Genomic DNA, 25,862 nt, shown 5'->3' with positions numbered 1-25,862 from the left:
TAGATACCTGCCATATGCGAAAATTTTTAGATAGGTTATATACAAATCAATCGCTTGTTTATAAGTACTTTCTCTACCTGTCCACCTTATTTCTCATTGTCTTCTTTTTCCCGAAGGGAGGAAAGTTCAAATATGAATTTTCCAAAGGAAAACCGTGGCAGTATGAAAACCTATATGCCCCTTTTGATTTTTCCATTAAGAAGAGCGCCGAGGAAGTTGCTCAGGAACGTTTGGAGATCCAACAAAATCAGATTGCGTATTATGCCTATGACAATGCTGTTGCCACTAGCGTGTTTTCGAACTTTTCCAATAAGTTCCCAAGCTTTTTCACGGATGAAAACAGTGACGCATCGCAGCGGGAAACGCTTAGGATAGCCGGGGAAGATATTCTTGAGTCTTTATACATTTATGGTATTGTTGCGCGAGAAGTAATAGATCGCAATACGAATGAAGAACTCTATCTATATAAAAACAACGAAGCCATTCTTATTGAAAAAGAGGAGCTCTACGTTTTTGAAGATGTAGGACAGTATATTCGCAAACAATTGCGGCAAAATGCTTTGGCAGAGTTTTGGCCCATCTATAAAAACCTGTTTTCCGATATTTTGGAAACCAACGTAAGTTATGATCGCCAATTATCGGAAAAAGAACGGGAAGCAGAATTGGCCAAAATTTCCTACACCCGTGGAAATGTAGAGGAGGGGAAATTGATCATAGCGAAAGGTGAGGTGGTGGAAGCGTCCAATTACAATATGCTCAATTCCTTAAAAGAGGAATATGAATCGGCCTTGTGGACTACTGAGAATGTCTATTTTATTCTTTCTGGCTATGCCGTTTTGGTCGCCTTGGTATTGATGATGTTGTTTCTGTTTTTAAAACGATATCGGAAAGATATTTATGATAATAATACTAAAGTCACCTTTATTTTCTTCAATATTCTGCTGATGGTATTTTTGACCACTTTAGTAGTAAAGTACAATGAAACGTATGTTTTTGTAGTGCCCTTGTGCATTTTACCATTGATTTTGAAAACCTTTTTTGATGCCCGATTAGGATTATATGTACATGTCCTCACCGTATTGATTTTAGGGTTTGTGGTGCCGAATAGCTTTGAATACATTTTTCTTCAGATCATTGCAGGAATTGTAACTATTTTGAGTGTGTCCGAGTTGTACAAACGTGCAAACCTCTTTATTTCCATTGGACAGATTACCCTGATATACATTATTGGATATTTTGCGTTTCATGTCATCCACGAAGGGAATATCAGAAATATAGAATGGCTCACTTTTGGTTTCTTCCTGCTCAATGGCATGATTACCCTATTTGCGCAGCCTTTGATCTATATTTACGAGAAAATATTTGGACTGGTCTCCGATGTTTCCCTCTTGGAACTTTCCGATACCAATTCCAAGCTATTGAAAGAATTGTCCAATAAAGCGCCAGGGACTTTTCATCATTCCCTACAGGTGGCTAATTTGGCAGAAGCCGCTGCCAATGAAATAGGGGCAAATTCCATGTTAGTCCGAGTTGGGGCCTTGTATCACGATATTGGGAAAATGAACAATCCTACCTATTTTACAGAGAATCAGGTGACCAATGTAAACCCTCATGATGAGTTGCCTCCTAAGGAGAGCGCCAAGATTATTATTGACCATGTCATTGAGGGAATCGAAATAGCGCGAAAAAATAAATTGCCCGATCGCGTTATCGATTTTATCCGGGTACATCACGGGACCAGTTTGGTGTTCTATTTTTATAAGAAACAACAAGAATTGGAAGAAGAAGTAAAGGCTGATGACTTTAGATATCCGGGGCCAATTCCCTTTTCCAAAGAAACTGCAATTTTAATGATGGCCGATGCCATAGAAGCCGCTTCCAAGAGTTTAAAGAATCCTACTTTTGTCATCATCAATGATTTTGTAAATAAGATTATTGCCGGACAAATGCAGGCCAATCAGTTTTTAAATGCGGATATTACTTTCAAGGAAATTGAAGCGGTCAAGAAAATTCTAAAGCAAAAGCTGACCAATATTTACCACCTAAGAGTCGAGTATCCAGAATAGTAGGGGAGTTGAAATAAAAATTAGCTCAAAAAAGTAAAAAAAAGTTGTATTCTTAGTAATGAAAGGGTACATTTGCATCCGCATTTTTAATGCAAGTTCATTAAAATTCTAGGAGAGGTGCCGGAGTGGTAACGGAGCAGATTGCTAATCTGTCGACGGGTAACTGTCGCCTGGGTTCGAGTCCCAGTCTCTCCGCTTTTTAATTTATTGATATAACTTAATGAAATAAGTTATCATTCGGGGTGTAGCGTAGCCCGGTTATCGCGCCGCGTTTGGGACGCGGAGGTCGCAGGTTCGAATCCTGCCACCCCGACAAAAACCGGACTTAGGTTCGGTTTTTTATTTTATACTGAAATGGTATGGGTCGCGTAGCTCAGCTGGATAGAGCATCTGCCTTCTAAGCAGACGGTCATAGGTTCGAATCCTATCGCGATCACTACAATAAACCCCGGTAATACGGGGTTTTTTAGTTTTTTATATTTTGTGAATCCTTGTTTATTTCCACAAATTGCTTAGTTTTAGGAAATAATTCCGATACAATTCCGATACAATAACGTCTATGAAACTGACCATTTCATTGGACAGGGCGAAGAAAAGGGAAACCATTGAAGGGCATCCCATCATAGTCTATATGTCCAACAATTATAGTGAAAAAAGAGTTTATACCAAATATCGATCAAAAGATATCCATTGGAACAAGGCCCTACAATGTCCAAATAAGAAACACCCCGATTATTACAATCTTTTTGAATATGTACAACAGCTGAAAGGTAAAATCGCCAATATTATCCTGGAAAGCACCAAAAGAAATATTGATTTCGACGAAGCGAAAAAATTATTGTTCCGTAATTATAGTGAAAGTTTCTTCGAAAGGGGATTGCAGGAAGTCAAAGAATATGATACAAGATGGAGCGCTCTAAAGTCGTTCAATAAATTCTATCCGGATATCAAGATAAACGACATTGATAAAAAATTTATAGAACGGTACAAAAATACCCTTTTAAGGTCTGGAAGAAGTCCAAGGGGCGTTGATTCCTATATCCGTTCACTAAAATCCGTATTCAACAAAATAAGCAACAATGATAATCCTTTCAGTGGAATAACGGTAAACATTCCGCAAAAGAAAAATATTACAGCTACTACTGCAGATATCGAAATATTACAGCAAGCCCACTTAAAAGGCACAAGAAACGATTATAGAAACTATTGGCTACTTATGTTTTATCTAGGCGGCATAGATCCCGAAGTACTGTCAAAACTTAGATATGATAGGCATGTAGCCAATGGAAGAATAAATTTTAATAGGGATAAGGGAAATTCAAATACTTTTTGTTCTAACGTAATACCGGATGCAGCACTAGAGATATTGAAAACCTATCATTGCAAACCCTATTTAGTCCCAATATTTAAATATAGGAACTATAAAACATTTATGGGTAACTTTGCAAGGCGTTTTAGGGTGCATTGTAGGGAAATGGGCATAAGTGTAGAGTTAAGGCCAAAAGGGGCAAGGTATACGTTTATAGATAGAGCGCAGCAGTTACTTATAGATGAAAGGATAACAGCCCAAATAGTGGGGCATGTAAGAAAGACAACAACAAGCATATATACAAATGAATTCCCGCAAAAAGTGGTCGATGAAGCCCATATTAAGATAATTCGCATTTAAAATGATATTCCAGGACTGAGGACAATTCAAATTGCCAGATCTTTTCCCCTTTTCGTTTGTGTTCAAATAGAGCTCTATTATCTCTTACCCACCTGGAACTTTTGTTCATAATGTACCCTACCTGTTCTGATGAAAGGTAAACCTTTATTCCGCGAACGCGATGTAAAGGGGGTAGTTTCATTTTATTTTAAATGTTTGACTACTATTTTTACAGCGTTTACAAAAAGACTTAAATGAAATATAACACAAAAGATCAGTATCAATATTGTGTTATTGTAGATATGCTCTAGCTTCAACCAAACTAATATTGAAGTGATTATTCCAGATACCAAGAAAGTCCATTTGTTGGATAGGAAGGTTATTGCTTTTTTCATCCTATTATATTTTGGTCAATTTCTCCTCTGTCAATTAGACCTTGCGTATAGCATGATATGCATAACTGTTTCAGGGTTACTGGCTTATTATTAGGCCAGTTAAAAACTCTTGATTCTATTAAGTTGCTATTATGATAATTTTCCAAATAGCACTGAATTCTAGGCCATATATTTTCGACCAATGAAATTGGTATTTCTTGTTCAATAAGTTTGACTTTGTTTTTCATTTGATTTGGTTTAGTGCTTCTATTAATGAAGGAAAAGAGTTCGCATTTATTCCATGTTTATCTCTTAACCACTTTTGTAGTGATGATTGGGTAGGGGCGGAGTATTCTAAATATCTTAATTCAGAATTTTTATGTTGCCCTTTCCATAAAATACTCTCCATAGGCCCATAATTATCTATCACCACCTCGTTAAATCCCTTTTCCTTGGCCAGTTTTGCCGTTTCAAAACTTATTAGTTGTTCTTTCATATACGTTATAATCAATATTCGTGCACGTCGTCTTCAGTTCGCAAAAAACCTTTTACGATTTCCCACAAACTATAAGGTATTCGCCTTCCATTTTTGGCGTATGACGTTCCTAAGTTCCAATTAGGGGTTACACAAGTTTCTGTAAATTCCTTTCCCCACCATGTCTTAAATGTAATTAAAGTGTAATCCTCTTTTTCTGTTTTTTGCTTTCGCTCAATTCTTATTATTTTCATTTTTCAATATTAGTTTCATTTAATTTAAGTTCTTCTCCGGTCAAAGCGAAGTATAGGTTTTGTAATTGGTGGACGTGTTTAATTTGTCTCATTTTATAACCCAATTCAGCTTCCCCTTGATATCTTGATTTGCAATTAAAACCATCTTTTTCGGACCAGTATAGATTGAATCTTTGTGAAGGGTGGCCCGGAGAAAAAGCGTCCAAGCATAAAAAACCATTCCAAGTATAAGACCCAAATCTTAAAAGCCATTCTTCAGTTAATGAAATTGGTTTTATATTATTCCAATCCACTACACCTATACCAAACTCGATAGTATCAAGCGTTGGAAACACATCCCCAATTGAATGTATTGGAAACACATTGTTATCATATTCAACTAAATTCCCTATTCTTACTTCTGTTGGTTTCATTTCTCAAATTGTGTTTTATCCAGCGCCAGACTTTTGGGAATCAATCCCCCGATATCTATGTGCCATTCGTATAGTTTTTGGATAATCCAATAAGGCTGCAGCTTTAAATCAGAAACAGTATATTCAAATCCAAAAACTTCGAAGTCTAAATATGTGACAATAAATCCTTTTTCGTTAGTTCCTTCGTTTTTTGTTTCTGCTATATGTAAATCCTCATACATTCCGGGAATATTATTTAATTCAAACAATTTTAATCCAGGAACAAAAGTTTCATCATCTACGGTTATTTCTTTGGTCAGGTACTCTATTGGGTAGAGAAGGGGTTGGTATTTTTTATCACTAATTTCTGTAAAATGTAAATCGCCATCATAAAGATATTCACACTGCCATTCACCATTGATATTGTTTGCCAACCCATTAACTTTAAGTATTGGCCTTTCTTGGTATTTGAAAAGATGTTTCTTGCCTAGTACTTCCAATCCATAAGGCATATAACCTACTATGTCAGTTAGTTGTAATTGTTCTTTCATAATTCTTGATTTATTAAACTATCTATTTTTGCTAACTTCTTATTACATGGAATGTCATTCCTTACTTCATACAATTCTTTTAAGTAGTCTAGCCGTAGCTTCTTCGCTTTGATTTCCCAACTTGTTTGATTATAATTAATCTCTCCTGAATTGCAACCCATAAGTACTACTATAATCAATAACACAATTAATCTACGTGATACGTTTTTCATTATTCTAATTTTGCTGTTGCTTCAAAAATGCACTCCTTCTTTGTTGTACAAAACCATCCTGGATTATAACAATCGTAACACTGATTGAAAGATTCATTATCAGAAGTATTTTTATCCTCGTTCATTTTACTCTGGTTACTTGTTCCACTTTTTCTTATATCTAATTATGAAATCTAATGGGAATTTACTAACCCAACCACAAGGGCACTCAAATTGGTTTATTTCTGGATTCCAGTTTGTTCTAGGCGATCCTTTGCTACAATGGAAATTACCGCAATAACCAGTATAATCTTTTTCGTTCATCAGGTTTTCCCGAACTATTGAAGTTTCTTTCATTGCTTCTTTTTAAACAACCTAGGGCCGTACGCTCCTAGGTTATGTGATCTAATGGTTTCAATCCTTTTTCTAATTCCATTTTCGCAATTTCTATCGACCCGTTTAAACGATTTAATTCATTGATTGCATTTGTACATGCATTTTTTAATCTTTTTAAATGAATGTGACTATTTCTATACATTGAGATTATTTCTTTGTCTCGTCCTCTAATTTCATTGAGAACCAATAAAAAATCTTCCCATATATCTAACTGAAAAGACATTTTTAACGATTCCAAGATTTCATTTTCTTCTTTGGTCATAGATTAAATTTAAAATTGTGCCTACTCTTTAAAGGATTTTCGGCTTACTCCTTTTTTTTTAAAAGTGGGAAGGAACCCCGTTGGCCTTCTTCTGTTTTAATCGCGACGCCCCGGTATGTCTTTTTTACGCATTTCGCGCTTCCCACTTTGTTTCATGTTACTGTGTTATTTTATGCTTTTGGTGGTTGGGTTTAATCTTTTAAAATTATTTCCTCATACCATGATATTACATCATCTTGAACACGTTCAAAATCTATCCTTGCAGATGTCATTGTACGTGCACATCCTGGCATTCTGATAGGGCATTCTGGATGTTCACGCCAAATCTGGTAAGCGTCTTTGTTGTCTTTAGAATAATGATATCCCATGTTCTATTGTGTTATACCCTCTTTAGTGATTTCTGTTGTGGGCAAACCCTTAACCAATCTCAAAGGATATAGGGGTGTTTTTTTGTTTTAGAAATACGTACCAATGGCTTCCGGTTTCCTCCGTATAAAACTCATTTATATTTTCCTTGCCTATTATTTGTCGCTGCCATTCTTTGCATTGCTCAAAATCCTCTTCACTCAATGCAGGGGATATCTTTACCTCAATTGCAGGGCTTTTACCCCTGTATTTGATAAGTTCAACTTTGGCCCTTTTAGGCAACGCTTGTTTAATTCTTTGTAAATCTATATTCATCTGTTCTTATTTATACCCTCTAAGGGGTGGTTGATTATTTGATGTGGTTTACAACTCCATTTTTATTAGGCTCTCCCCATTTTCGGCTATAATTGATTTGCATTTTTTCTTCAATGCAATTACATATTTCTTCATAGGTCATACCATCCGAAGCTGCTGCACCAAATAGGAGTATGAAACAATCTGCAAACTCCCTTTGCTTTGTAATCTTATTTGCTTCTGTATGGGTAAAAGATTCTTTGTTTTGATTCCAAAAAATCAATTCCTTTTCTAACTCGATAATCTCTTGTTTCAAATGAGCCATCTTAGAAAGTGATGTAGCCTTTCCAAAAGTTTTTTCCTGCCATTTCGATATTTCTTCAAATTGCTGTTTGTTCATATCATTTACTTTAATAGTTTACTTATCTCTCTTGCTGCCTTGGTGTAACCCCAAATGAATGATGTCCAACGGCCCTGTTTTATAAAAATGTTCCTGGCAATAATTTCCAGTAGTCTTGATTTAGAAATCATTGGAAACTTATCGTTCAAAAGAAGTACCGCATCGTAAGTATGCAGACACCCTGTAAATCTTTTAGGGAATGTCCGGTAAATACCCTTCTTTAAAAGCTTCTTTATGATTTCAATGTTTTCCGTGACTGTTTACTTTAGTATTTCTTTCCGTGCTTGTATTCCCTCAATGAATTGAAGCGCATTTTAGCTGATATATGCTGGTCTAGATCAATTCCTTTGAAAGCTGCCAAATCCATTACTCGTATCATGATATCCGCCAATTCATCCTCAAAAGTGTCTTTTACATATTTTTCAAAACTGTCTTTAAAATCAGCATCACTGTTCCATCCGTTTACAGCAAAAATGTTTCCCGCTGTGTAAGTGTCCTTTCTATCAGCCTCTAAGGCTTCGCTTACTTCACTATGGATAAGGGCCAACATTTCCCCTATGTTCTTTTCTCCTTCGTAAAATCCTTTTCGGATATTGTTCTGGTGGATTTCGTTTGATAGTTTGTTTATCATAGTTGTTTACTTTAAGGTTAAAATCCATCAAACTCACGAAGGTTTGCAATCTGTCCATCTGACACTGTACCTATTGATAATGTTAGATGTTCTTCATTATCCATTTCTTCCAATAAAACAACTATATTCTCTTTTACCTCTTCTACAGAAAAAAGAACTAGAGTTCCCGGGCCTTCAGATGAATTTATTTTAAATACTTTCTTCATTGTCTTTTTGTTTATAAGGTTAATTAGCTTTTAAATTCATGATCGTTGCAAGTGTTCCAAAACTCCTTTAAAGTATCCCATGGCGAAAATTCACCGCTTTCAAATCGTTCTTTAGTGTAAATGGGATGCTCGCAATGTAAATGGGTCTTACCAATAATCTTAAATTGCTTTCCGGCATGCTTACAGTTATAGCACTTTGCTTTCTTCTGTTTAGTTTCAGTTTTCATAAATCATGTTGTTTATCCAAAAAGGAGTTTATTTCTTCGCTGACCCCTACAATTTCCTCATAGGTAAATTGACAATTGTTAGGACTGAATAGACTATCTGAACAAAAAATATGATATCCGGCTTCCGTGGGCTTTCCCGTTCCCGTTTCCCATTCGTAAATGTCTATGGAAATATCATTTCCACATTGAGGACATTTTATGCTTTTTATTGTTAGTTGTGTTGTCATACCTACTGTTTTAAAAAGTCTTTTGGTTTATCCGTCAATTAATTTTGCGTCATCCTCAGACATCATTTCAACGTCTCTTGGTTCATAAAGCAACTCACCATCTACCCAAGTTCCAGAACCTAAATAATGAACGCCATTTTCATCGACACCTATTAATTGAGCATCATTTAAACTTTTTTCATTCCACATAACAAAATCCCAATCTATCTCTGGTTGATATTGTTTTGGTAGATATTTCCAAGCAATTACAGGGTATTCAATAACTTCATCGTTGCACCACCATTTACCACCTTCGAACCATCCTACACAAATTTTATATCGTTTAGCTCTGAAAAATTGAACTAAGACCTCTTGTGCTGTGTCTTCCGGACACCAATATTCTTGAACACGTTCAGGAGTTTTTTCTTTAGGTAAAATCCACTCTTTTGGTTTTTTATAAAACTGTTCAATGGCTACAGGTATATCACTTCGCCATTCATTGATTGAAGCACCAGCTTTTTCATAATGGGTTAAAGCATTTTTCATTTGTTCTTCTTTTGGGACTGCCTTTGTATTGTTCATTATTTTTGTTTTTAGTGTTATTACTCATCCATAGGGTGCCTTCCCCAAGGGTCGCACACTTGATAATATCTTTGGTAGTTTTCTAATAATTCGTTTTTCATAAGATTACTTGATTACACGATTGACATACTTTGTCATGCACCCTAAATGTGTGAGGTGTTTGATTACTGCATCCCGAACAATATTTCCAATCCCAAATAGTAGTGTCTGGGTTTAGTAACTGTTCGATACTTGCTTCACGAAAATTTATTTCCATTGCATCTATATTTTATGAAGCGGAAAGGCCAGTATTACTAAACCAACCAAGATTACTTTTTCCTTGGCCCTCCGCTTCTGGTTATTACTTTTTTTCCTTAGATAGAATCTCCGCAGTATCACTGTCCAGCTTTTCGTATTCCTCCTTGGTTATCTCCCTCAGTTCTCCTCCAACTTCCTCAAAAAACTTATCGTTGTGGGTGTTGTATACCTTTACTATGGTATCATAGGGCTTAGGGCCGTTGTTTACTTTTCTGTAAAAAATCAATGTTCTGAATACTTCCATTTCTGTTTTGCTTTTAATTGTTATTGTTACATGGGCTGTCAAGTGCAGCCTGTCTTAGTTCTTCCCTTGTTGCTACCTGCAGATAAAAATCCCTATCAGTAAATCCTTGGCTGTTTTCAGCGTCGAATATTTCTATTGTGAATAACTCCCCGTCTTTTTCAAAGGCCACACATTCACCTACTGCAGATTTCTGGCAGCTTATAATCAATAGTGTGGATATAATGAATATTGATTTTCTCATAATTATTGTTCAAAAGATAAAAGCCCGCAATCCTAATTTGGAGGTTGGACACGGGCTTTAGAAAATGAAAAAACTAACCTTAAAAACTTTTCCGTATTACAATCCTCCATCATTGTAATCAATACAAAAGTACAATAAAAATTGTATAATCAAAATAATAGTATAAAAATTGTAAAATATTTTTATCTTTGCTGTATGGCAAAAAAGAAACAGAACGATATTGAAATAAATAATCCTGAGATATGGAGGTTGATGCAAGAGAAGGGTTTAACGACCTATGGTATTGCCAAGGACATTTGGAGGGTCATGCCGCAAAGTGTCAGCGTCACGCTTGGCCGGGCGACATTGGGTAAGAACCATGAAAGAATGGAAAAGCTTGCCGAAGCCCTTGGGTCGGAAATAGTACCTATGCTATTTCCTAATAGACCAAGTTATAAGGTATGCACGGATACCAAAAAGAACAGTACCAAAGTAATGGTATATGGGTTGGGGGAACTCAATAAAATGATTTCATTGGCAGGAGGAAAGGAGAACCTTTATATACAAATAGGTAAGGATTGGAAGAAGGTTTCGGAGGTGGAAGACCTTGAAATATTGTTTTCGGAGTAATTCAGGATATACTTAATCCATGTCTTTGAATCTTTCTATTTCCGGGACCGTTATGTTTATAAGCTTTAGAAAGTTAATAGTGATTTTCAGGAATCTTTCTACCATATCTTCGAACTTCTTAGTATTGACATAAAACAATAATATGAACATGGTGGTCATGAAAATAACATTAAAATGAGGAGTGTTGGATTTGTAGGCTAGGGAATTTTGAGCATAATAAAAGACCAATGCATAAAACAAAATAATTAAAATCGATAGGGATAGTTTAAATATATCGAAATATTTATATTTAATTTTATCCAGTGAATCACGGGTATTCTCCTTTTTTAAACTACTAAGTTTGATTAAGGTTAATATTGTCCCTGAAAGTTGGTACAGTATAAGAGGAAATAAGTAGAATATTTCCACCTCTGTGATTACAGTATAGTAATCTTCAAATTCCTTGATAGGACCTCCTACCAATACGCATATGGGAGCAACAAATAGAAATACTACAAGAACCCAACTAAAATAATTTAGCAATCTATTAAGGTAATCCTTAAAGAAAAAAGACCACCCTAAAGCTATGGGAAGTTGTTCTATTTTTTCTTTAGTCTTTTTCATTCTGGATTTCCTTGTTTGCTTGAATGATCATTATACTGATATCGCGATACATATTAATGATAATGGGTATCACAGTGCCAATGGCAAATAGAACGCGAATTACAATAACAGTGTTTTCGTTCATCTTGTCATTTGTAGAATAATTGGAGGAAAGATAAAATATCCCATATTGGGCCAGCATCCATATAGCCAAAAATGATAAGTTTGCCAGCATAGTAACAACGTTCTGTGAGAAGGTTTTAATTTTTTTTTCGTAAAACGTTCGTTCTTCCATCAATTAATTAGGATTGATTTTGGTTTGGATATCCAATAACTTGACATCCTTAAACTTACATAATATTCTTACACAATAATCGATTATCGACAAACGGTGTAGTATTTCCGATGAATTGATGTAGAGTAAAGAAATCTTTTTGCTCTGCTAACTTGAAGTTGTTGAATGTTTTACGGGAAACCGTAAATTTCGTTACGCTTTTCCGTATAAGTTCGTAACTTGAAAACAACAAACAGCTAATTCAAATGACAGACAGACGAATAGAAAATGTAAGATTGCAAAAGTCTTTAAAAGAAAGAATAAATAATTTTCCAGGAGGGCTTCAAAAGCTTCAAGAGGATTTAATAATATGCGAAACATTATATGATTCAGAACGCGAAATAGAGATTTCTAAGGGTTTATCCATCTATATAAAATCAATTTGTACGATAGAACTGGATTTAATAGGGGAGACTTTGAAATATGAGGAAAGGGTCAAGGAAACAATGAATTTTTTAAATCGGGTAATCGTTGATCATTCGTGCGAAAGCTGTATGTTTCTATACGAGCTCATTGGGTACAAATTGAGCGAGTCAAAAAGGGTATATCGAGAAGAAAAACCGATTAAAAAGATTAGCTAGATTTTTTTCTTGTGGATTTTTTGGCGGTCAATTCTTTGTTCAAGCTGTCAATTAGATTTTTGTGGTCCTCTGTGGCATTTAATTTTTCACGGATAACTTGATCGACTATTTTAGGAAGAATATGTTCAAGTTCCTTCCTTACCATATCCTTGATAAAATCAATATGTCCATCGAGAAGTTTTGCAATAGGCCCTTCTTTATATTTAAAGTGGTTCTCAAGGATCATAATGGTTTGTCTGCCAATCGGCCTTTTTCCACTTTCAAAGCTTTGTACGGAGCTAAGAGAAATTCCAAGGAATTCCCCATAACTTTCTTGGGACATTCCAAGTTGTTCTCTGTATTCTTTGAATTCAACATTTGTCAAAATACCTAACTTAAATAAAATAATGTTTAAATATACATAAAATTAACTAATTATTTGTTGTTTTTACTTTTTTGTTTTAGATTTGATTGTGTAAACAAGTAATAAAGATCATTGATTCATTACAAAAACTATTTTTAAATATAGAAATTAAAACCATAGATATTCTAAGGTTTTTATATAGTGGTCATTGAAATTATTTACAGGTGTAAGTTTTCTTACGACCGAAAAAAGCGTTAGAAACAAGTTTTATTTTATATTGCCATTCCCCCTGGTACTACTGACTATAGTACCGAAATATGATAAAATTTAATGTTAACAAAGAAGTTGATAAACAATTGGTTATCAATCTTTATGTAGTCTTTTTCGTCCTAATTTTAAGGTAATTATTATAACCTTAAAATTTATAAAAGATGAGAAAGTATTTAGCAATTTTGGCATTGGCAATTTTTACAATTGGATTCGTATCATGTACAGATGATACAACAACAGACAATCAAGTATACGAAAATGCAGAAGACAAGGACGAAGAAATCGATAAAGACTAGTAAAATAGTACTATCTATATTTATAGCACTGGGCGCGGTATTTATTTTTGCTGCGCCTTTGGTGCATATAGAAATGCCTAAAAAAAATCCTGTTGTTGAAAGCTATAAAAAAGAATTAAGAAGTAAAGTTACGGTTATAGATGATGAAATAATTTATACTAAATCTCAATATGAGGAAGGGAAAATAACCGGAGATCAAGCCTATAATTTAATTATTAATGAACTTCAACCAAAAAGAGCGAAGTTAATTGAAGATAATGATGAGCTCATTGATAATAAAATTGACGAACATAGGGTGTTCGGTTGGAAAACTTGGAGAGCACTTGCTAATGGATGGGGTATAAGATTACCGTACATATTTTTTGCAATTCTTATATCCGTTTTCGTATTTGCCTTAAACACAAAGAACAAGCAATTAAAGATCTCTTTGTTCTTTCTTCAAATGTCCACTTTCACAATGGCATTTTATCAACAAGTATATACTTTCTGGCCCTACCGTGATCTTCCCCTTAGAGCATATAGAGGCACTATTATTGCTGTTTGCATTTTAATATCATTGGCTTCTATATTCTTTATACGTTATCTATCCAATAGATCGAATAGATTCAAATCAATTATAAGATTCTTAAATGGTGTATTAATAACTGATGTGCCCCCTTTAGTCAAGGATGAAAAGGAATATCAAGAACAGGTTATGTGGCCTACATTAAAAAAAGTGCGTGACGATGTCTGATGAAGAAAAGAAAAAAATAATTGATGATTTAAAAGATCTTGACCTTATCCCAGAAAGATCTTATGCTCAGCTTGAGAGAGACCTAAATGTACTCCAAGATAAAAGAGAGGAAGAGGTAAATGATCATCTAAGAGGTTTACTATTGGAAAGAGAACTCTTGAAGTCAAGTTTGGGTATTATTTTGGGCAAATAAAATTCTTTCCGACGAAGAACTAAAGTTCATAAACATCCTAAGAATAGAGGAGTAGATATTAATATTTTTATATCTATAATAGGTGGGACCCAAATATTAATTTAAGGAATTATTTTACTAGTAAAAAATAATAACTATATCGTAGATATTTGATGGATAATTTGAATAAAAATAATTATTTTACTTATAAAGGGATGCACATAGGAAAAATTGCTCCTAATAGTCTAAACCCTGATATTAAGGACGTTTTTATTAGTGATAAGGTTATTTTTAGACATCTTGGAGCTGAAATTATAAAAGAAGTGTTTACTGATGAAATAAGGAACATTAAGTATGGTGAAAAAGTTGTAATTAATGTTTTTGGATGTGCATTTTTGAGAGAGAATATATGTTTTAGTGCGCATGAAATAACCTCTCCTGGCTTAAAAATTTCAATGAACTTTTCCTATAACAATAAGAACTGGGAAATTCCGATATCAACTCTAGACTTTATGGATAGTTTAAGTCATGAATTACGGTTAGGGAAAACTTCGCTTATAATCGACCGTATTTGGAAAACTAAATCACATGACCATTTTACGCTGTCACTAAATTTGGATTTGAAATCTAAATTTAGCCATGCAATCCTTCTATCCGAAAAACAAATAAGAAATTTATTTAGTGCATCCTTTATCCGATCTTTTAATATTAAATTAAATGAAGATATTATAAATTTTCCTTTCGAAATAGATGAGCAATTTCATCCAGCATATAAGCAATATTTAATTTATTTTTCACAGTTTCTTAAAGACTTGGGTATACAAGCTAAATCGGCTATAATTGACACAGATGATAAAGGGTTTATATTAAGTGTAACTCCACATGACAAACATGAAAGCCTAAAGAATGTATTTGAAGCACTAAAAATATATTTGAAGATTCCAGATTCTAAGGATTTAAATTCGATCGATACTGTGGGAGCTGATAATGCCGTAGTAGATGTGGTGTTAATTGCGAGGAATTTTAAGGAACTGCTTGCTGTGGCCCAAGATAGAATTCAAGAAAAAGACCATTTGATAAATCAGAAGGACCATATGATAATGTCCCTCCAAGAAAAGGTAAACAAGAATATCATAAATCTTGAAACAGATAAAAAAGAAGATGTTGAGCCGATATTACCAGGGGTAGAGGCGGGTACTTTAAAATTATGGGGGTTCCATTTTAAACTACAGGACATATTTAGGTTGCTCAAAAGAAATAGATAAATGCCGTTAAACCCACAAGAGAACTTAAAAGTAATGAAAGAAAATGAGTTCAAAAGATCATATTTTAAACAACGTACAACATTACATATAAGTATATTCCTTTTCTATAAGGACTGATAGGTATTTTCCATTTCCTTTACGAGATTATTTATATCCAATAGTTTGTTTTCTTTTTGTAGTAAAAAATAAAGACTCATTTTTTCATCCCTTTGATGCTCGTATTTACTTGGGGGAAAGTTGGTTATAGCTATTTGCTGGTACACTTTATAGCGTTTTGTCGAATTTTCTTTCTCATGAATTTGTGGCATTCCAATAAATCCAAAAGATGCTAATGGATTTAGGGTAGAAACCTCTTTCATTACTGCTAGACATGTACTCAATATTCTCCATGCATCATTATCATGGGTCATTTTTCTAAACCTATCCTTTTTATCTTTATCAGCCCTGAGAAAGAATTTTATGAAATAAAGATTATTTTGATAAACTTCGACGTCAATAAAATAGACCCGTTTAAAACGGGTCACAAATCTATATCGATCTATTGAAATTAATTTTCCATCACAATCGTTAAAACGATGGAAGAAAGTGTAATTATAGGGAGTCAATTAACTAAAAAAGATAAGGGTACGCCTTTCTTCTATTCGCTTCAATTTCTTTAGGCGAAACTCTTGTAAGATTAACTTTACTGTCTTTTCTAGAATATTTTACGGATTTCTTACCACTATCCGGCTTTCTCGAAAATGATTTGATTACACCCATGTTATTTATCTTAAAAATTTAGTGCTTATTAACAATATTATTATATGATATAAGTAATATTTGACACGTCAAAGTTACAATAAAATGTTATAAAGTACTATAAACTATCGTTAAAACAGTGCTTAAAGCACTATTAACTACATATTTATCTATAAATATATTACTTTATTTATGAGCATAAACTGTGCCAATATTTAAACGTTCAATAACAATTTTAAGTATAGTAACAATTAAAACATTAATAACTTCAGTTTGTTCTTATTCATGAATTAGGTCATTTTACTCTTCATCATCATAAACTTCTACATAACTGTAAAACTCATCATCTAGTTCCTTTATCATTTTTTTAGGAAGATTGTTTTCCAGTTCATCAAGGCTTAAGAATATTTCAAAGTTGGAGTAACATTGTCCATTTGTATTTACCACAATTTTATGCATACCGGGGCCATCGCTATGATATTGTACCAATCGTACCCTTTCATCATCCGATTGACTTGTTCTGACCTCAAAGAACACTTCCCTTTCAATGAGGTATTCATAACTGTTATTTCCCATACGACAGTCGTAAGTTCTATAATGGCTTGCCAGCAATTTCAGGCAATAGGCTTTCAAGACTTCTCCTAGGTGGTTGAAGTCCTTAGTTCTTTCTTCTATGATCATAAATGATACAAGTTAAATCGATTGTCAATACAACTCATCTGGATATCCAGGCCCTCTCAAATTCACTTCATTAACCCCCACTTGTCGGAGGCCTCCCGCTACCTTCTCGGAACGAAGTTCCATCAATTAATTTTTAGGTGGTGGTCAAATGATATTGTTTTAACTTTAACAAAATTATTAATAATTGTTTTATATATTATTATATTAAAAAATAATGGATTGCATTATTTTGTATATTTGTGATAAATCTGATAACCTTAATAAATTCAAGTCATGAAAAAAGTTACAAAAACTAAGACAGTTACTCTGCAAAAATCCGTAGTGGATTTAGTAGAGGAGCGCGCACGGAAGGAGAACAGAAATTTCTCGAACATGGTAGAAACTATTCTGAAACAAGCAACACAAACGGAACTAATATAAAAAATAAAAGCCTCTCGACTCTTCGAAAGGCTTTTTAAATGTTATTTACGGGTGCCGTGTCCGAGCGGTTAGGTAACGGGTCTGCAATTCGTTTTACACCGGTTCGAATCCGGTCGGCACCTCTTCAGAAGGCTAGACAAATCGTCTGGCCTTCTTTAGTTGATAACGGCAACATGTCAAAAATATTGAAATTATTAACATAAACTAACTAATACATAGTTAAATTAAGTTCATTATTGTTCATATGTGTATATTTTGTGCACTTCTACACACATCTATTTGTAATATTTCCTATAATTTGGAGTATTTCCAAAGAAATGCAGATTTAGACTGTAAATTCTAAAATCGACAAAATACTTATAAACTCGTTTAAGTGGAACCATTACCAATCGTCTTCGTTTTCCTTTTTCATGGAAGCCAGGAGGGGAATATATATTTATTCATAAAACTTATAATCCACCAATTGGACCTCCGATTCCGTATATCTTATTTCTGCACTCCAATTTGTACGTACCATTGCGCCAAAACCGTTTTGGCTATCTACATATGAGGAAACTTCATAGTTACCTTTCACGTTTTTATTGACTGTCGCTTGGAAGGAAGCTGGGAATTTTGCTGTTGTGGGAGTTTTTAACTTATTCTTTATTAATCGTTGTGCATTGAAAGCGGCATCTTCATAATTGCGTTGTTCTGCAGCTTCTTCCTTGGTTAGGTGAGAATTAACCGAATTTTCCATAAAAGGAATGCCAATTACTGCAAAAAAAACAATACATGCAGATATCCCTGCAATTATCACTATCCAATGTTTTGATTTCATTAAGTATACATGTTAGTTTATATTACCGACAATGTTATTAATCATATTGATGAAAAATTATAGAATTCTGTAAAGCGTATTAATTATATGATAGAGTGCTATATTTTGGTTTTCATGACTGGTAAAGAAATCGGTATTTCAAATTCAATTCGATTTGTTATCGTATTGACATCAGAAACTTTACCAGAAACACCAAGCGATAATACTGAAATAATTCCAGCTCCACCTTTCATTTCAGAATTTTCAACAACATTAACTCCGACACTCATTTTTACTTTTTGAACATGACGATACTCTCTACTATAGTTAGAACGCACATGTTCTCCTGTGTGAAAACCTTCCGGATTTATATAAGCTCCTGAATCCTTAATTTCTTGTTGTGCTTCTGTAACCCCGTTTGTAATCTCGATCAGTGTTTGTTTAATGAAATCTTTTAAGTCCATTTTTAGTTATGGTTTAAATCGCAGTTTAGATAAAATGTATTTTTATAGACTATTGAACTGGCTTAAGATATCTTTTAGGTAATACTGAGTTTACTAAAACTTCATCTTTTAATTCATATGATTCTGTAATAACTCCTGTATTACCTTGTATGTTAATTGTTATTGAGTTTTCGGTAGCTGTCCAGGTTCCTACTTTACGATCATCAATGTTAGTATTTCCTTTACCTTTATTCTCTATCCATAACCAACTTACCCCACCGTTTTCGTTCAAAGCATATACTTCGGCATGTTCATTAAAAGTTTTTCCCTTTATTTCAATCGTATAACTTCCCGCAAACTTTTTCTTAAAATCTTCTGTTGGGATTGTATTAACTTTTTCATCTTCTTTAGTATCCTTCTTAGTTGAAATTAAACAAGATGAAATGGTGAAGGATGAAACTATTAGGAAAAAGGTAATTTTTATGTTTTTCGTCATGGACTTTTGGTTATTTGAAGTGGTATTTATTCCATCGTTATGATGATATCCTAAATGTAGGAATAATCAACAACACTAAGAAAGCGGTTAAATCTGTTCGTAATCTAAATCGATTAACTGTAGAAATAATCGATTAACTGCATAAGTACTGGTTTAAAATACATCTTTGCTTTCCTCTGAAATTTTGTCTTCTCGAATTAAACGGGCTTTTTTCAAGGCTTCAATTTTAGCAGGTAAGTAAATATGTAAATTAACGTTATAAAAAGTTCCACTATCTTCTACCGTAATTGTTATTTTCTTTTTCCCAACATTCCAACTGCATATTTCATACTCGGAATCCTCTTTCATTTGAAATGATTTAGGAATATGTTTTTCATCGTCAGGAAGTCCATACTTTCGTTGGATTACATCTTTAAGGTAGTTAATCTGCTGTGGGACTTTGGTTTCGAAATTCTCCCATGAAATAAAAGCCCCATCTAAGGAAAGAGAATATAACTTGTCGTCATCATATCTACCTTCCACCTTGAAATCTGAAAACTCATAGTTACCAATGAAAGGATATTTTTCATCATAGTTCGAAAACTTTTGGCGTGAACTTTCTTCTATGAATTTGGCTATTTTCTCTTTAGCTACGGCTTCGGACATCATAAAACGTACTTCGCCTATAACTTTATCTTGTTCTACTCTTTCAATGCTATCTAAGCGTATTCTATTCTTTTCTTTGATTAAGTATTCAACTTTTGCAATACTATCGGCCCTCTTTAGAGCCTTTACTTCGTCGATATTCTGTTTTTCAGATTCTTTGCAATTAACAATACTGAATATTACAACGATAAATAGAAGTTTTATCTTCATTACTGGTTGATTTATTTACCAGAAATGTAGGAAAAGAAACAATACCTAAATATAGATATCCGTAATATTTTTTAGGATTCGATTAAGTGCAAAGAAATTCGATAAATTGCTATAAAATATGTGAACACACAATATCTAAAGTAAGTGAAAAAGTAAAATTTCAATATGTAGGACCTAATTACTATCGGCAGAAAGCTTATTTAATCGCTCTTTTATTTTTCTGATTTCTTCTTCAACATTCATCGAAGTATTTGAAGTCTGTAGTCTATTTATCAATCTTGTAAACTGCTCTTTTTCAAGGAATCTATCCAAATTCTTTTCAATGAATTCTATGGTCTCTAATATTTTGTAATCGGTGAGTTCTGAGGTGTTTATTCCTTTTTCCTTAATCATATGACCTTCTCCAGTGAGTAACCAATTAGCATCTACATTATCAAACGATTGTATGATTATGGATAGCTTATCAGCATCAGGTTTCTGCTTCCCTTTAAGATAATTAGATGCGCTTTGATGGGAAAGCCCAGTTTTACGGGCGAAATCCGCGTATTTAGGCACATTGAAATGTCCTGCTAACGCATTTAATCTATCGGTAAGGTTATTCATAATCAAAATTTTAACATTTAATATCAAATAATAATTTGATTAAATCAAATGATCGTTGTACATTTGTTATATCAAACAAACAAGTCATGTCAAATATAGCAATTCCACAGACAACCTCAGTACCACAATTACAAGAAGAATTCTACGAATCTTGTGAAATTGAGAACAAAGGAAACGGGTTGTTTCTATTCACTTACAAAGGTTTGAAAATCTACTTGCAGGGAGAGAAATGCACTCATAACGAGGTGGGCTATGATTCCTTTTCATTCATGAGCCATACAAAGTTTGAGGTGATAGGTGATATCGACTGCGATGTTGATAAGCTTATAGGAATAGCACATGATCATTTTTCAGTAACAGAAAAACTTTAAGAAATGACACCAGATACATTTAGCAACACCGTAGTAATGAATTTAGGGACTTATGATTACCTAAAAAAGATGTTCCAAGAAAAGTTGAATTCCATACCAGAATCCGAGTATTGGCGAAATGATGAAGTAAAAGAATGTGTGGAACATGCAAGTATAATGGGAATAACACTAGAACAATAGTAATAATATGGAAGTATTGACAAGTATTAACGAAGTAAGAAAATCCCTTTGGAGGCAGAAACTTCATTTGGAAACCCAAGAGAAATGCACCAAAGAAATTATGGGCGATTGGGATTTGAAAAGTAAAACAAGCTACAAGCAGAATTATCTGTATAGCGATAGTGTTCCAGAAGAAAAGGAGGAACACATGTTATCCGTCTTCATTGAAAAGTTTGAAACACAAATTCAAGAAGATTTAGAATTGCTAAAACAATTGAAAGAGAGGTTCAATTAAACCAACAACAGAAATGAAAAAACAAAGAACAGGGTGGTTCATAGACCCTACGGACGAACGCGCTTTAGCTTACATAAGGAGGGGTAAGCTTGTCCTAGGCCTATTCCATGATGCCTTTATAGCAATAGATAGTGAGTTTGGAGGTGTCGATGATTACGAAGGTAAAAAGGCAAGTAGGTTGGCCGTATTGGAAAGGATAAAGCAATATGCAAAGAATGTTGGAATGAATGCTACTTCCGAAGAGATACAACTTCTAGAAACCAATAACGAATTAAAGATTTACATAAACGGTAATAGGCTGGTTCCGGTCAATTACAATTAAACCAAATGACTATGATTTTAGAAACTGGATTACTGGCACTTTGTGTATTGACTTTCTTGGGCATATGTGCTCTTATAGCGGTACAAAACAACACTAGGAAAGCTAAACAACAACTTAAAAAATTGAAAGATGGGAACAACTAGGGTAAAGGCGGTATTGGGACATAAGCCCAAAAGAAAGCCAAATCTGGTAAAGTGGATGACAAAGCATCAAGTAAGTACCCATCACACTTCATTAGATGTTGGGGTAGCAATAGCCATAGAATCCCTTTTTAATTCAGATAGAGGATGAACCAAGACGACACCTTATTGTACATCATGTATGCGATCGGATTAATGCTGATAATGTGTATATGAAGGATGTTGTGGAAGATATATAAAGATTAAAACCAAGAAACCATGGAAATACAAGAAATACTAACAAATTTAAAAAAGAAAATACCTTATAAGTGGAGGGTACAATCCTTTAGTCAATACAAACCGGAAGCTTCATGTGTAGCCTACATAGATAGTAGGGACGTACAAGATGTTCTGGATGCTAATTGTGTGTGGTCGGATAGATACTATTGCGAAGGAGGTTTGCTTTTTTGCGAGATTACCATTTATGCAGATGGTCATGAATATAAAAGGAGCGATACGGGTAGCGAAAGCAATGTTGAAAAACAAAAAGGCCATAGTTCCGATGCATTTAAAAGAGCTGCGGTAAAGTTTGGTGTAGGTAGATTTCTTTACGATCTACCGATACATAAAGTGACCTCAAACCAAGCGAAGACATCCGGGAAACAACCGCATGTAGTCGATGATAAAGGAAATAGGGTTTGGGATCTTACCAAGCACATCAATTCTACCATAAAAAACAAATCCAAAAATAAAACAGATCAAAAGAATCTTACAGCAGATAGGAGACTTCAACGTTGTACAACGGTGGAACAACTGAAAAAAGTATACGAAAGCCTTACACCTTTAGAAAAAAAGGCTTGGTCTGTACTTAAAGAGAATATGAAACAAAAATTAACATTAAAACAATCAGCATAATGGGACAAACAAAAGATTTATTCATGATGATGCGCGAAGAAGAAGTAGCCACATCACACTTTCTACCAACAAAGAAAGAATTGAAAAAATCATCGAATGCATTTGCACAAAGTCTAATTGATAGTGGCGATCACAATCCACATGAAATATATGCACAGGCATTGAGATTAAAAGAAGCTGTTTGCGAGATAGAATCAGTATTGAAGCAAGCATTGGGCCAAGAATCCTTTGAAGCATTTGGATTGACCGCTTCCTATAGATCCGGAGGTGACACCATTAACTTCAAGGAAGATGAAATGATCCAGATCTTGGAAAAGAAACTATCCGATAGAAAAGACTTGCTAAAAACGGCAATGAAAAGTGAGGATGTTATCTATGATAGTGAAGGGGTGGAAGTCCCTAAAGTATCCACAACACCAAAAAAATCATCCTTAGCAGTTTCTTTCTAATGACACTCACCCCATTACAACAGGATATTTTAAGTGCCAAGGTCTGCCCTTATTGTAAATCTAGGACAAAGGTCGTAAGTGAAGAATTCATTTACGGTAAAACCTATAGGAACAGATCCATGATATGTTGCGATAACTACCCACAATGCGATAGTTATGTAGGAACGCACGATGATGGGGAACCGTTGGGAAGGTTAGCGGATAAGAAGTTGAGACAATGGAAGAGAAAGGCACATGATGCATTCGATCGGATTTGGAAGGAAAAGCACATGGAGAGAAACGCAGCTTATGAAGAAATGGCCGATGCTATTGGAATTCCAGATAAGTTCTGCCACATAGGAATGTTTCAAGTAAAGACCTGTATCAAAGTTGTTGCTTGGGCAAAATTGAAATATGCAGAACTCATATGAAAAAAGTAACCATCATATCCGAGGTAAATAATGGAAGATTGAAAAGGAACCGGAACCTTATAGAATCTGCTATAAGATCATTTGAAGGTAAGGTGATAGAGTTTACCATACAGCGTAAAAAGAAGAGTAGGAGCAATCCCCAAAACCGATTTTATTGGGGAGTAGTGATACCGATCATCCAACAGGGGTTAAAGGATTGTACGGGCGAGGTAAGGGATTCAAATAGTATACATTATCAAATTTTGTTACCGCTATTTTCCTGCAGCAGAGAAATTACGAATACGCAAACTGGAGAGATAGTTACAGAAAAAATGACCAGCAGCGAAATGACCACTACACAATTTGCCGAATACATTTTAGAAATACAAAAATGGGCAGCGGAGTTTCTAGGAATAGAGGTTCCGGACCCAAATCAAGAATTAACATTAATAGAATAAAAATGGAATTAGAAGGAACAGTGAAATTAATAGGTGATACCCAAACTTTTGGAAGCAATGGATTTCGAAAAAGGGAAATGGTCATTACCACGGATGAACAATACCCACAGGATATTTTGATAGAATTTGTACAGGATAAATGCGATCTATTAGACCAATATAGACTAGGCGAAACGGTAAAGGTATCCATCAATATCCGAGGCAGGGAATGGGTCAACCAACAAGGGGAAACCAAATATTTTAATTCTATTCAGGGTTGGCGTATAGAGGGATTGGAAAATAATGGCACACCTCCAGTTGCACCATCCGAAGCTTTTGAACCAGCAGGAGATTTAAACGAAGAAGCTCATGATGATTTGCCTTTTTAATATCTGATATGATCCAAGAAAAAACATGCAAGGGCGAACGTAGGGCATATGGTTATATGGGTTGCGGAAAACCTATTAATGTAAAGAGAAGGAAATACGGTCTTTGTCCTTCATGTTTATTTGATTGGGGAACGACAACGGAAGCCGGAAGGATTTGGTATCAAAAACAATTTCTTCCAAAGGTCGAAAAGAATACCGAGAAACATAGGAAGACCGAAAACAGAAAAACTATGGGTAAAATAAAAATAGAGTTAATGACCGTGGATAACTATCGAAAGAAATACATCCAACCGGACATTAATAAAATCGCAAGACTTATAGACCACGGACATCCATGTATAGCTACGGGAAATTATGGTAAAATGAACGGAGGACATTATTTGAGTGTAGGAGCTAACCGTACAACAGCACTGAATCTACATAACATATTCATCCAAAGTTTTGAGAGCAATACGTTTAGGGGAGGTGATTCGAAGGCGTACCAGGATGGATTGAAGGAAATATTCGGACAAGAGTACTTTGAATTTGTCCACTCATTAAGAAGGCATGTAAACATAAAATTTACCAAACTGGATTACATCGATTTAAGACCAAAAATAAAGGAAGTATTAAAGTCCTTGGAAAGTGATGTTCGCTTAAGGAACCCCGAAGAAAGGATTGCCCTAAGAAATTGGGCCAATCAAGAACTAGGAATTTACCAAAAGGAATTCAGTGAATTTAAATCAAAAAGGATTACCAAGGAAAAGTAAAGCAATTAAAAAAGAGTATTAACCTATAAATCCAGAACAATGAGACAATCATCATTAGAGGCATATGAAGGCATAAAATCCGAGAAATCCAAACATTGGGAGATCATTATTGCTGCAATGCAGGTAGATCCAAATTCCAGTTTAACATCTAAGCAGATATCTGCACTTACAAGAGGAAACCTATCCTATCATGAAGTCGCTAGAAGATTGAATGAAATGGAGAATGAAGGAATGATAAAGGTGGTTGGAAGGGAACCGAATATAAAGAATCGTCCCTTGTTGTGGAAGCTGACCAATAAGTACAAAACTTATCAAACAGGGAAATCATGAAACCAACATTACAACTTATAACCTTATGCGTTAGCGATTACTTTGGTATTGAAGAACACATCCTATTCTCCAGGACAAGAAGGAGGAACGTAGTGATTCCAAGGCAGATATTCCAGTATTTGGCATGCAAGAGAACATCGATAAGTTCTGCAAAAATAGGAGAGTTTGGAGGGTATTTATCTAATTACTCAATGGATCATGCTACAGTATTGCACTCTAAAAAAATGATACAAAACTTTATTGATATAAAGGACAGGGAAATAGTTAAATGGGTCGACGATATTGACGAAGAAATATCCAGGAGATTGCATTTGGACAATCCATTAATAGTAACTGATGTGAACCTATTGATTCAGGTAATACAGCACACACTATCATTAAACATAAACAGGGCTATAGCAATTTAAACGATCAAGGG

The 25,862-nt window shown here is 34.5% G+C and carries 44 protein-coding genes and 4 tRNA genes; 24 read left to right on the top strand and 24 right to left on the bottom strand.

The annotated features are described in order from the left end of the window. The first annotated feature begins 14 nt into the window (after window positions 1-14). The 5 genes from ACEXOE_RS14840 (at window position 15) to ACEXOE_RS14820 (ending at window position 3,735) form a co-directional block, all read left to right on the top strand. Window positions 15-2,066, top strand: coding sequence for an HD family phosphohydrolase (locus ACEXOE_RS14840; RefSeq protein ID WP_394749601.1), 2,052 nt, complete (start codon window positions 15-17; stop codon window positions 2,064-2,066). 111 nt (window positions 2,067-2,177) lie between these two features. Beyond that, window positions 2,178-2,261 (top strand) — tRNA-Ser (locus tag ACEXOE_RS14835). A gap of 43 nt (window positions 2,262-2,304) precedes the next feature. Further along, a tRNA-Pro gene (locus ACEXOE_RS14830) sits at window positions 2,305-2,379 on the top strand. Window positions 2,380-2,428: 49 nt separating this feature from the next. Continuing rightward, window positions 2,429-2,502: transfer RNA gene (locus tag ACEXOE_RS14825), tRNA-Arg, on the top strand. Between the two features lie 123 nt (window positions 2,503-2,625). Next, entirely contained in the window at window positions 2,626-3,735 is a 1,110-nt protein-coding gene (locus ACEXOE_RS14820) for a tyrosine-type recombinase/integrase (protein WP_394749600.1), read from the top strand. A 597-nt stretch (window positions 3,736-4,332) separates the two neighbouring features. Here the strand turns inward: ACEXOE_RS14820 and ACEXOE_RS14815 are convergent. From ACEXOE_RS14815 to ACEXOE_RS14750, 14 genes are all read right to left on the bottom strand, one after another. Continuing rightward, on the bottom strand, window positions 4,333-4,584 hold the full coding sequence (locus ACEXOE_RS14815; protein WP_394749599.1) for a hypothetical protein: 252 nt from the start codon (window positions 4,582-4,584) through the stop codon (window positions 4,333-4,335). A gap of 11 nt (window positions 4,585-4,595) precedes the next feature. Further along, window positions 4,596-4,817, bottom strand: a complete 222-nt coding sequence (locus tag ACEXOE_RS14810) for a hypothetical protein (RefSeq protein WP_394749598.1) — start codon at window positions 4,815-4,817, stop codon at window positions 4,596-4,598. Beyond that, on the bottom strand, window positions 4,814-5,230 hold the full coding sequence (locus ACEXOE_RS14805; protein WP_394749597.1) for a hypothetical protein: 417 nt from the start codon (window positions 5,228-5,230) through the stop codon (window positions 4,814-4,816). Before ACEXOE_RS14805 ends, ACEXOE_RS14810 begins: the two co-directional genes overlap by 4 nt. Next, entirely contained in the window at window positions 5,227-5,760 is a 534-nt protein-coding gene (locus ACEXOE_RS14800; RefSeq protein ID WP_394749596.1) for a hypothetical protein, read from the bottom strand. Before ACEXOE_RS14800 ends, ACEXOE_RS14805 begins: the two co-directional genes overlap by 4 nt. 582 nt (window positions 5,761-6,342) lie before the next feature. Next, on the bottom strand, window positions 6,343-6,609 hold the full coding sequence (locus ACEXOE_RS14795; protein WP_394749595.1) for a hypothetical protein: 267 nt from the start codon (window positions 6,607-6,609) through the stop codon (window positions 6,343-6,345). 417 nt (window positions 6,610-7,026) lie between these two features. Then, window positions 7,027-7,290: a hypothetical protein gene (locus ACEXOE_RS14790; RefSeq protein WP_394749594.1), complete on the bottom strand. Its 264-nt coding sequence runs from the start codon at window positions 7,288-7,290 to the stop codon at window positions 7,027-7,029. Between the two features lie 34 nt (window positions 7,291-7,324). Beyond that, the gene (locus ACEXOE_RS14785) at window positions 7,325-7,669 is read right to left on the bottom strand and encodes a dATP/dGTP pyrophosphohydrolase domain-containing protein (RefSeq protein WP_394749593.1); all 345 of its coding nucleotides are present in this window, start codon (window positions 7,667-7,669) and stop codon (window positions 7,325-7,327) included. A gap of 265 nt (window positions 7,670-7,934) precedes the next feature. Beyond that, window positions 7,935-8,300: a nucleoside triphosphate pyrophosphohydrolase family protein gene (locus tag ACEXOE_RS14780; RefSeq protein WP_394749592.1), complete on the bottom strand. Its 366-nt coding sequence runs from the start codon at window positions 8,298-8,300 to the stop codon at window positions 7,935-7,937. A gap of 17 nt (window positions 8,301-8,317) precedes the next feature. Further along, entirely contained in the window at window positions 8,318-8,506 is a 189-nt protein-coding gene (locus tag ACEXOE_RS14775) for a hypothetical protein (protein ID WP_394749591.1), read from the bottom strand. Between the two features lie 23 nt (window positions 8,507-8,529). Next, entirely contained in the window at window positions 8,530-8,733 is a 204-nt protein-coding gene (locus ACEXOE_RS14770; RefSeq protein WP_394749590.1) for a hypothetical protein, read from the bottom strand. Next, a complete protein-coding gene (locus ACEXOE_RS14765; RefSeq protein WP_394749589.1) occupies window positions 8,730-8,960 on the bottom strand; it encodes a hypothetical protein in 231 nt (76 codons plus the stop codon). The genes ACEXOE_RS14770 and ACEXOE_RS14765 overlap by 4 nt, the downstream gene beginning before the upstream one ends. A 27-nt stretch (window positions 8,961-8,987) precedes the next feature. Beyond that, the gene (locus ACEXOE_RS14760; RefSeq protein ID WP_394749588.1) at window positions 8,988-9,521 is read right to left on the bottom strand and encodes a glycosyltransferase family protein; all 534 of its coding nucleotides are present in this window, start codon (window positions 9,519-9,521) and stop codon (window positions 8,988-8,990) included. Between the two features lie 340 nt (window positions 9,522-9,861). Continuing rightward, window positions 9,862-10,062, bottom strand: a complete 201-nt coding sequence (locus ACEXOE_RS14755) for a hypothetical protein (protein WP_394749587.1) — start codon at window positions 10,060-10,062, stop codon at window positions 9,862-9,864. A 13-nt stretch (window positions 10,063-10,075) separates the two neighbouring features. Further along, window positions 10,076-10,303 (bottom strand): hypothetical protein, encoded by a 228-nt coding sequence (locus ACEXOE_RS14750; RefSeq protein WP_394749586.1) that lies wholly within the window; start codon window positions 10,301-10,303, stop codon window positions 10,076-10,078. Between the two features lie 195 nt (window positions 10,304-10,498). Between ACEXOE_RS14750 and ACEXOE_RS14745 the strand changes: the two genes are divergently transcribed. Then, the gene (locus ACEXOE_RS14745) at window positions 10,499-10,912 is read left to right on the top strand and encodes a hypothetical protein (RefSeq protein WP_394749585.1); all 414 of its coding nucleotides are present in this window, start codon (window positions 10,499-10,501) and stop codon (window positions 10,910-10,912) included. A gap of 12 nt (window positions 10,913-10,924) precedes the next feature. Here ACEXOE_RS14745 and ACEXOE_RS14740 read toward each other — a convergent pair whose 3' ends face one another. From ACEXOE_RS14740 to ACEXOE_RS14730, 3 genes are all read right to left on the bottom strand, one after another. Then, complete coding sequence (locus ACEXOE_RS14740; RefSeq protein WP_394749584.1) at window positions 10,925-11,515, bottom strand: hypothetical protein; 591 nt, start codon at window positions 11,513-11,515, stop codon at window positions 10,925-10,927. After that, window positions 11,502-11,729 (bottom strand): hypothetical protein, encoded by a 228-nt coding sequence (locus tag ACEXOE_RS14735; protein WP_394749583.1) that lies wholly within the window; start codon window positions 11,727-11,729, stop codon window positions 11,502-11,504. The genes ACEXOE_RS14740 and ACEXOE_RS14735 overlap by 14 nt, the downstream gene beginning before the upstream one ends. A 672-nt stretch (window positions 11,730-12,401) precedes the next feature. Next, window positions 12,402-12,773, bottom strand: coding sequence for a helix-turn-helix domain-containing protein (locus tag ACEXOE_RS14730; RefSeq protein WP_394749582.1), 372 nt, complete (start codon window positions 12,771-12,773; stop codon window positions 12,402-12,404). A gap of 507 nt (window positions 12,774-13,280) precedes the next feature. Between ACEXOE_RS14730 and ACEXOE_RS14725 the strand changes: the two genes are divergently transcribed. The 3 genes from ACEXOE_RS14725 to ACEXOE_RS14715 all read left to right on the top strand — a co-directional run bounded on the left by ACEXOE_RS14725 (window position 13,281) and on the right by ACEXOE_RS14715 (window position 15,488). After that, window positions 13,281-14,051 (top strand): hypothetical protein, encoded by a 771-nt coding sequence (locus tag ACEXOE_RS14725; protein ID WP_394749581.1) that lies wholly within the window; start codon window positions 13,281-13,283, stop codon window positions 14,049-14,051. Then, window positions 14,044-14,244, top strand: a complete 201-nt coding sequence (locus ACEXOE_RS14720) for a hypothetical protein (RefSeq protein ID WP_394749580.1) — start codon at window positions 14,044-14,046, stop codon at window positions 14,242-14,244. The genes ACEXOE_RS14725 and ACEXOE_RS14720 overlap by 8 nt, the downstream gene beginning before the upstream one ends. A 152-nt stretch (window positions 14,245-14,396) precedes the next feature. Next, window positions 14,397-15,488: a hypothetical protein gene (locus ACEXOE_RS14715; RefSeq protein WP_394749579.1), complete on the top strand. Its 1,092-nt coding sequence runs from the start codon at window positions 14,397-14,399 to the stop codon at window positions 15,486-15,488. Between the two features lie 104 nt (window positions 15,489-15,592). Here the strand turns inward: ACEXOE_RS14715 and ACEXOE_RS14710 are convergent, their stop codons facing one another. Both ACEXOE_RS14710 and ACEXOE_RS14705 read right to left on the bottom strand, forming a co-directional pair. After that, window positions 15,593-16,012, bottom strand: coding sequence for a hypothetical protein (locus tag ACEXOE_RS14710; protein ID WP_394749578.1), 420 nt, complete (start codon window positions 16,010-16,012; stop codon window positions 15,593-15,595). Window positions 16,013-16,526: 514 nt separating this feature from the next. Then, on the bottom strand, window positions 16,527-16,907 hold the full coding sequence (locus ACEXOE_RS14705; RefSeq protein ID WP_394749577.1) for a hypothetical protein: 381 nt from the start codon (window positions 16,905-16,907) through the stop codon (window positions 16,527-16,529). Window positions 16,908-17,377: 470 nt separating this feature from the next. On the opposite strand from ACEXOE_RS14705, the gene ACEXOE_RS14700 reads away from it, so the two are divergent. After that, window positions 17,378-17,449: transfer RNA gene (locus ACEXOE_RS14700), tRNA-Ala, on the top strand. Window positions 17,450-17,763: 314 nt separating this feature from the next. Here ACEXOE_RS14700 and ACEXOE_RS14695 read toward each other — a convergent pair. The 5 genes from ACEXOE_RS14695 to ACEXOE_RS14675 all read right to left on the bottom strand — a co-directional run bounded on the left by ACEXOE_RS14695 (window position 17,764) and on the right by ACEXOE_RS14675 (window position 20,520). Next, entirely contained in the window at window positions 17,764-18,144 is a 381-nt protein-coding gene (locus tag ACEXOE_RS14695; RefSeq protein ID WP_394749576.1) for a hypothetical protein, read from the bottom strand. Window positions 18,145-18,242: 98 nt separating this feature from the next. After that, a complete protein-coding gene (locus ACEXOE_RS14690) occupies window positions 18,243-18,587 on the bottom strand; it encodes a hypothetical protein (RefSeq protein WP_394749575.1) in 345 nt (114 codons plus the stop codon). Between the two features lie 49 nt (window positions 18,588-18,636). Further along, window positions 18,637-19,062: a hypothetical protein gene (locus ACEXOE_RS14685; RefSeq protein WP_394749574.1), complete on the bottom strand. Its 426-nt coding sequence runs from the start codon at window positions 19,060-19,062 to the stop codon at window positions 18,637-18,639. Window positions 19,063-19,215: 153 nt separating this feature from the next. Then, window positions 19,216-19,917 (bottom strand): hypothetical protein, encoded by a 702-nt coding sequence (locus ACEXOE_RS14680; protein WP_394749573.1) that lies wholly within the window; start codon window positions 19,915-19,917, stop codon window positions 19,216-19,218. 174 nt (window positions 19,918-20,091) lie between these two features. Continuing rightward, window positions 20,092-20,520 carry a helix-turn-helix domain-containing protein gene (locus ACEXOE_RS14675; RefSeq protein WP_394749572.1) on the bottom strand — a complete coding sequence of 143 codons (429 nt, stop codon included), beginning with the start codon at window positions 20,518-20,520 and terminating at the stop codon, window positions 20,092-20,094. An 86-nt stretch (window positions 20,521-20,606) separates the two neighbouring features. Here ACEXOE_RS14675 and ACEXOE_RS14670 point away from each other — a divergent pair, with 86 nt between their 5' ends. The 14 genes from ACEXOE_RS14670 (at window position 20,607) to ACEXOE_RS14605 (ending at window position 25,851) form a co-directional block, all read left to right on the top strand. Next, window positions 20,607-20,891 (top strand): hypothetical protein, encoded by a 285-nt coding sequence (locus tag ACEXOE_RS14670; protein ID WP_394749571.1) that lies wholly within the window; start codon window positions 20,607-20,609, stop codon window positions 20,889-20,891. Window positions 20,892-20,894: 3 nt separating this feature from the next. Continuing rightward, window positions 20,895-21,071, top strand: coding sequence for a hypothetical protein (locus ACEXOE_RS14665; RefSeq protein WP_394749570.1), 177 nt, complete (start codon window positions 20,895-20,897; stop codon window positions 21,069-21,071). A gap of 7 nt (window positions 21,072-21,078) precedes the next feature. Continuing rightward, the gene (locus tag ACEXOE_RS14660; RefSeq protein WP_394749569.1) at window positions 21,079-21,345 is read left to right on the top strand and encodes a hypothetical protein; all 267 of its coding nucleotides are present in this window, start codon (window positions 21,079-21,081) and stop codon (window positions 21,343-21,345) included. A gap of 13 nt (window positions 21,346-21,358) precedes the next feature. After that, window positions 21,359-21,667 carry a hypothetical protein gene (locus tag ACEXOE_RS14655; protein ID WP_394749568.1) on the top strand — a complete coding sequence of 103 codons (309 nt, stop codon included), beginning with the start codon at window positions 21,359-21,361 and terminating at the stop codon, window positions 21,665-21,667. An 11-nt stretch (window positions 21,668-21,678) separates the two neighbouring features. Beyond that, complete coding sequence (locus ACEXOE_RS14650; RefSeq protein ID WP_394749567.1) at window positions 21,679-21,810, top strand: hypothetical protein; 132 nt, start codon at window positions 21,679-21,681, stop codon at window positions 21,808-21,810. After that, window positions 21,797-21,958, top strand: coding sequence for a chromo domain-containing protein (locus tag ACEXOE_RS14645; protein ID WP_394749566.1), 162 nt, complete (start codon window positions 21,797-21,799; stop codon window positions 21,956-21,958). Before ACEXOE_RS14650 ends, ACEXOE_RS14645 begins: the two co-directional genes overlap by 14 nt. Before the next feature lie 107 nt (window positions 21,959-22,065). After that, window positions 22,066-22,701 carry a Rad52/Rad22 family DNA repair protein gene (locus ACEXOE_RS14640; RefSeq protein ID WP_394749565.1) on the top strand — a complete coding sequence of 212 codons (636 nt, stop codon included), beginning with the start codon at window positions 22,066-22,068 and terminating at the stop codon, window positions 22,699-22,701. Beyond that, the gene (locus ACEXOE_RS14635; RefSeq protein ID WP_394749564.1) at window positions 22,701-23,150 is read left to right on the top strand and encodes a hypothetical protein; all 450 of its coding nucleotides are present in this window, start codon (window positions 22,701-22,703) and stop codon (window positions 23,148-23,150) included. The genes ACEXOE_RS14640 and ACEXOE_RS14635 overlap by 1 nt, the downstream gene beginning before the upstream one ends. Then, window positions 23,150-23,560, top strand: a complete 411-nt coding sequence (locus ACEXOE_RS14630; RefSeq protein WP_394749563.1) for a zinc-finger-containing protein — start codon at window positions 23,150-23,152, stop codon at window positions 23,558-23,560. Before ACEXOE_RS14635 ends, ACEXOE_RS14630 begins: the two co-directional genes overlap by 1 nt. After that, window positions 23,557-23,997, top strand: coding sequence for a hypothetical protein (locus tag ACEXOE_RS14625; protein WP_394749562.1), 441 nt, complete (start codon window positions 23,557-23,559; stop codon window positions 23,995-23,997). Before ACEXOE_RS14630 ends, ACEXOE_RS14625 begins: the two co-directional genes overlap by 4 nt. 2 nt (window positions 23,998-23,999) lie before the next feature. After that, window positions 24,000-24,365: a DUF3127 domain-containing protein gene (locus ACEXOE_RS14620; protein WP_394749561.1), complete on the top strand. Its 366-nt coding sequence runs from the start codon at window positions 24,000-24,002 to the stop codon at window positions 24,363-24,365. A gap of 8 nt (window positions 24,366-24,373) precedes the next feature. Beyond that, the gene (locus ACEXOE_RS14615) at window positions 24,374-25,114 is read left to right on the top strand and encodes a recombination protein NinG (RefSeq protein WP_394749560.1); all 741 of its coding nucleotides are present in this window, start codon (window positions 24,374-24,376) and stop codon (window positions 25,112-25,114) included. Window positions 25,115-25,153: 39 nt separating this feature from the next. After that, on the top strand, window positions 25,154-25,444 hold the full coding sequence (locus tag ACEXOE_RS14610) for a hypothetical protein (protein ID WP_394749559.1): 291 nt from the start codon (window positions 25,154-25,156) through the stop codon (window positions 25,442-25,444). After that, window positions 25,441-25,851: a helix-turn-helix domain-containing protein gene (locus tag ACEXOE_RS14605; protein ID WP_394749558.1), complete on the top strand. Its 411-nt coding sequence runs from the start codon at window positions 25,441-25,443 to the stop codon at window positions 25,849-25,851. Before ACEXOE_RS14610 ends, ACEXOE_RS14605 begins: the two co-directional genes overlap by 4 nt. Window positions 25,852-25,862: the final 11 nt, after the last annotated feature.

The organism is Spongiimicrobium salis, from assembly GCF_043678055.1.
GTDB classification, from domain to species: domain Bacteria; phylum Bacteroidota; class Bacteroidia; order Flavobacteriales; family Flavobacteriaceae; genus Spongiimicrobium; species Spongiimicrobium salis.
The sequence above is the reverse complement of the archived record's forward strand: the minus strand, read 5'-3'. Positions and strand labels throughout refer to the sequence as shown.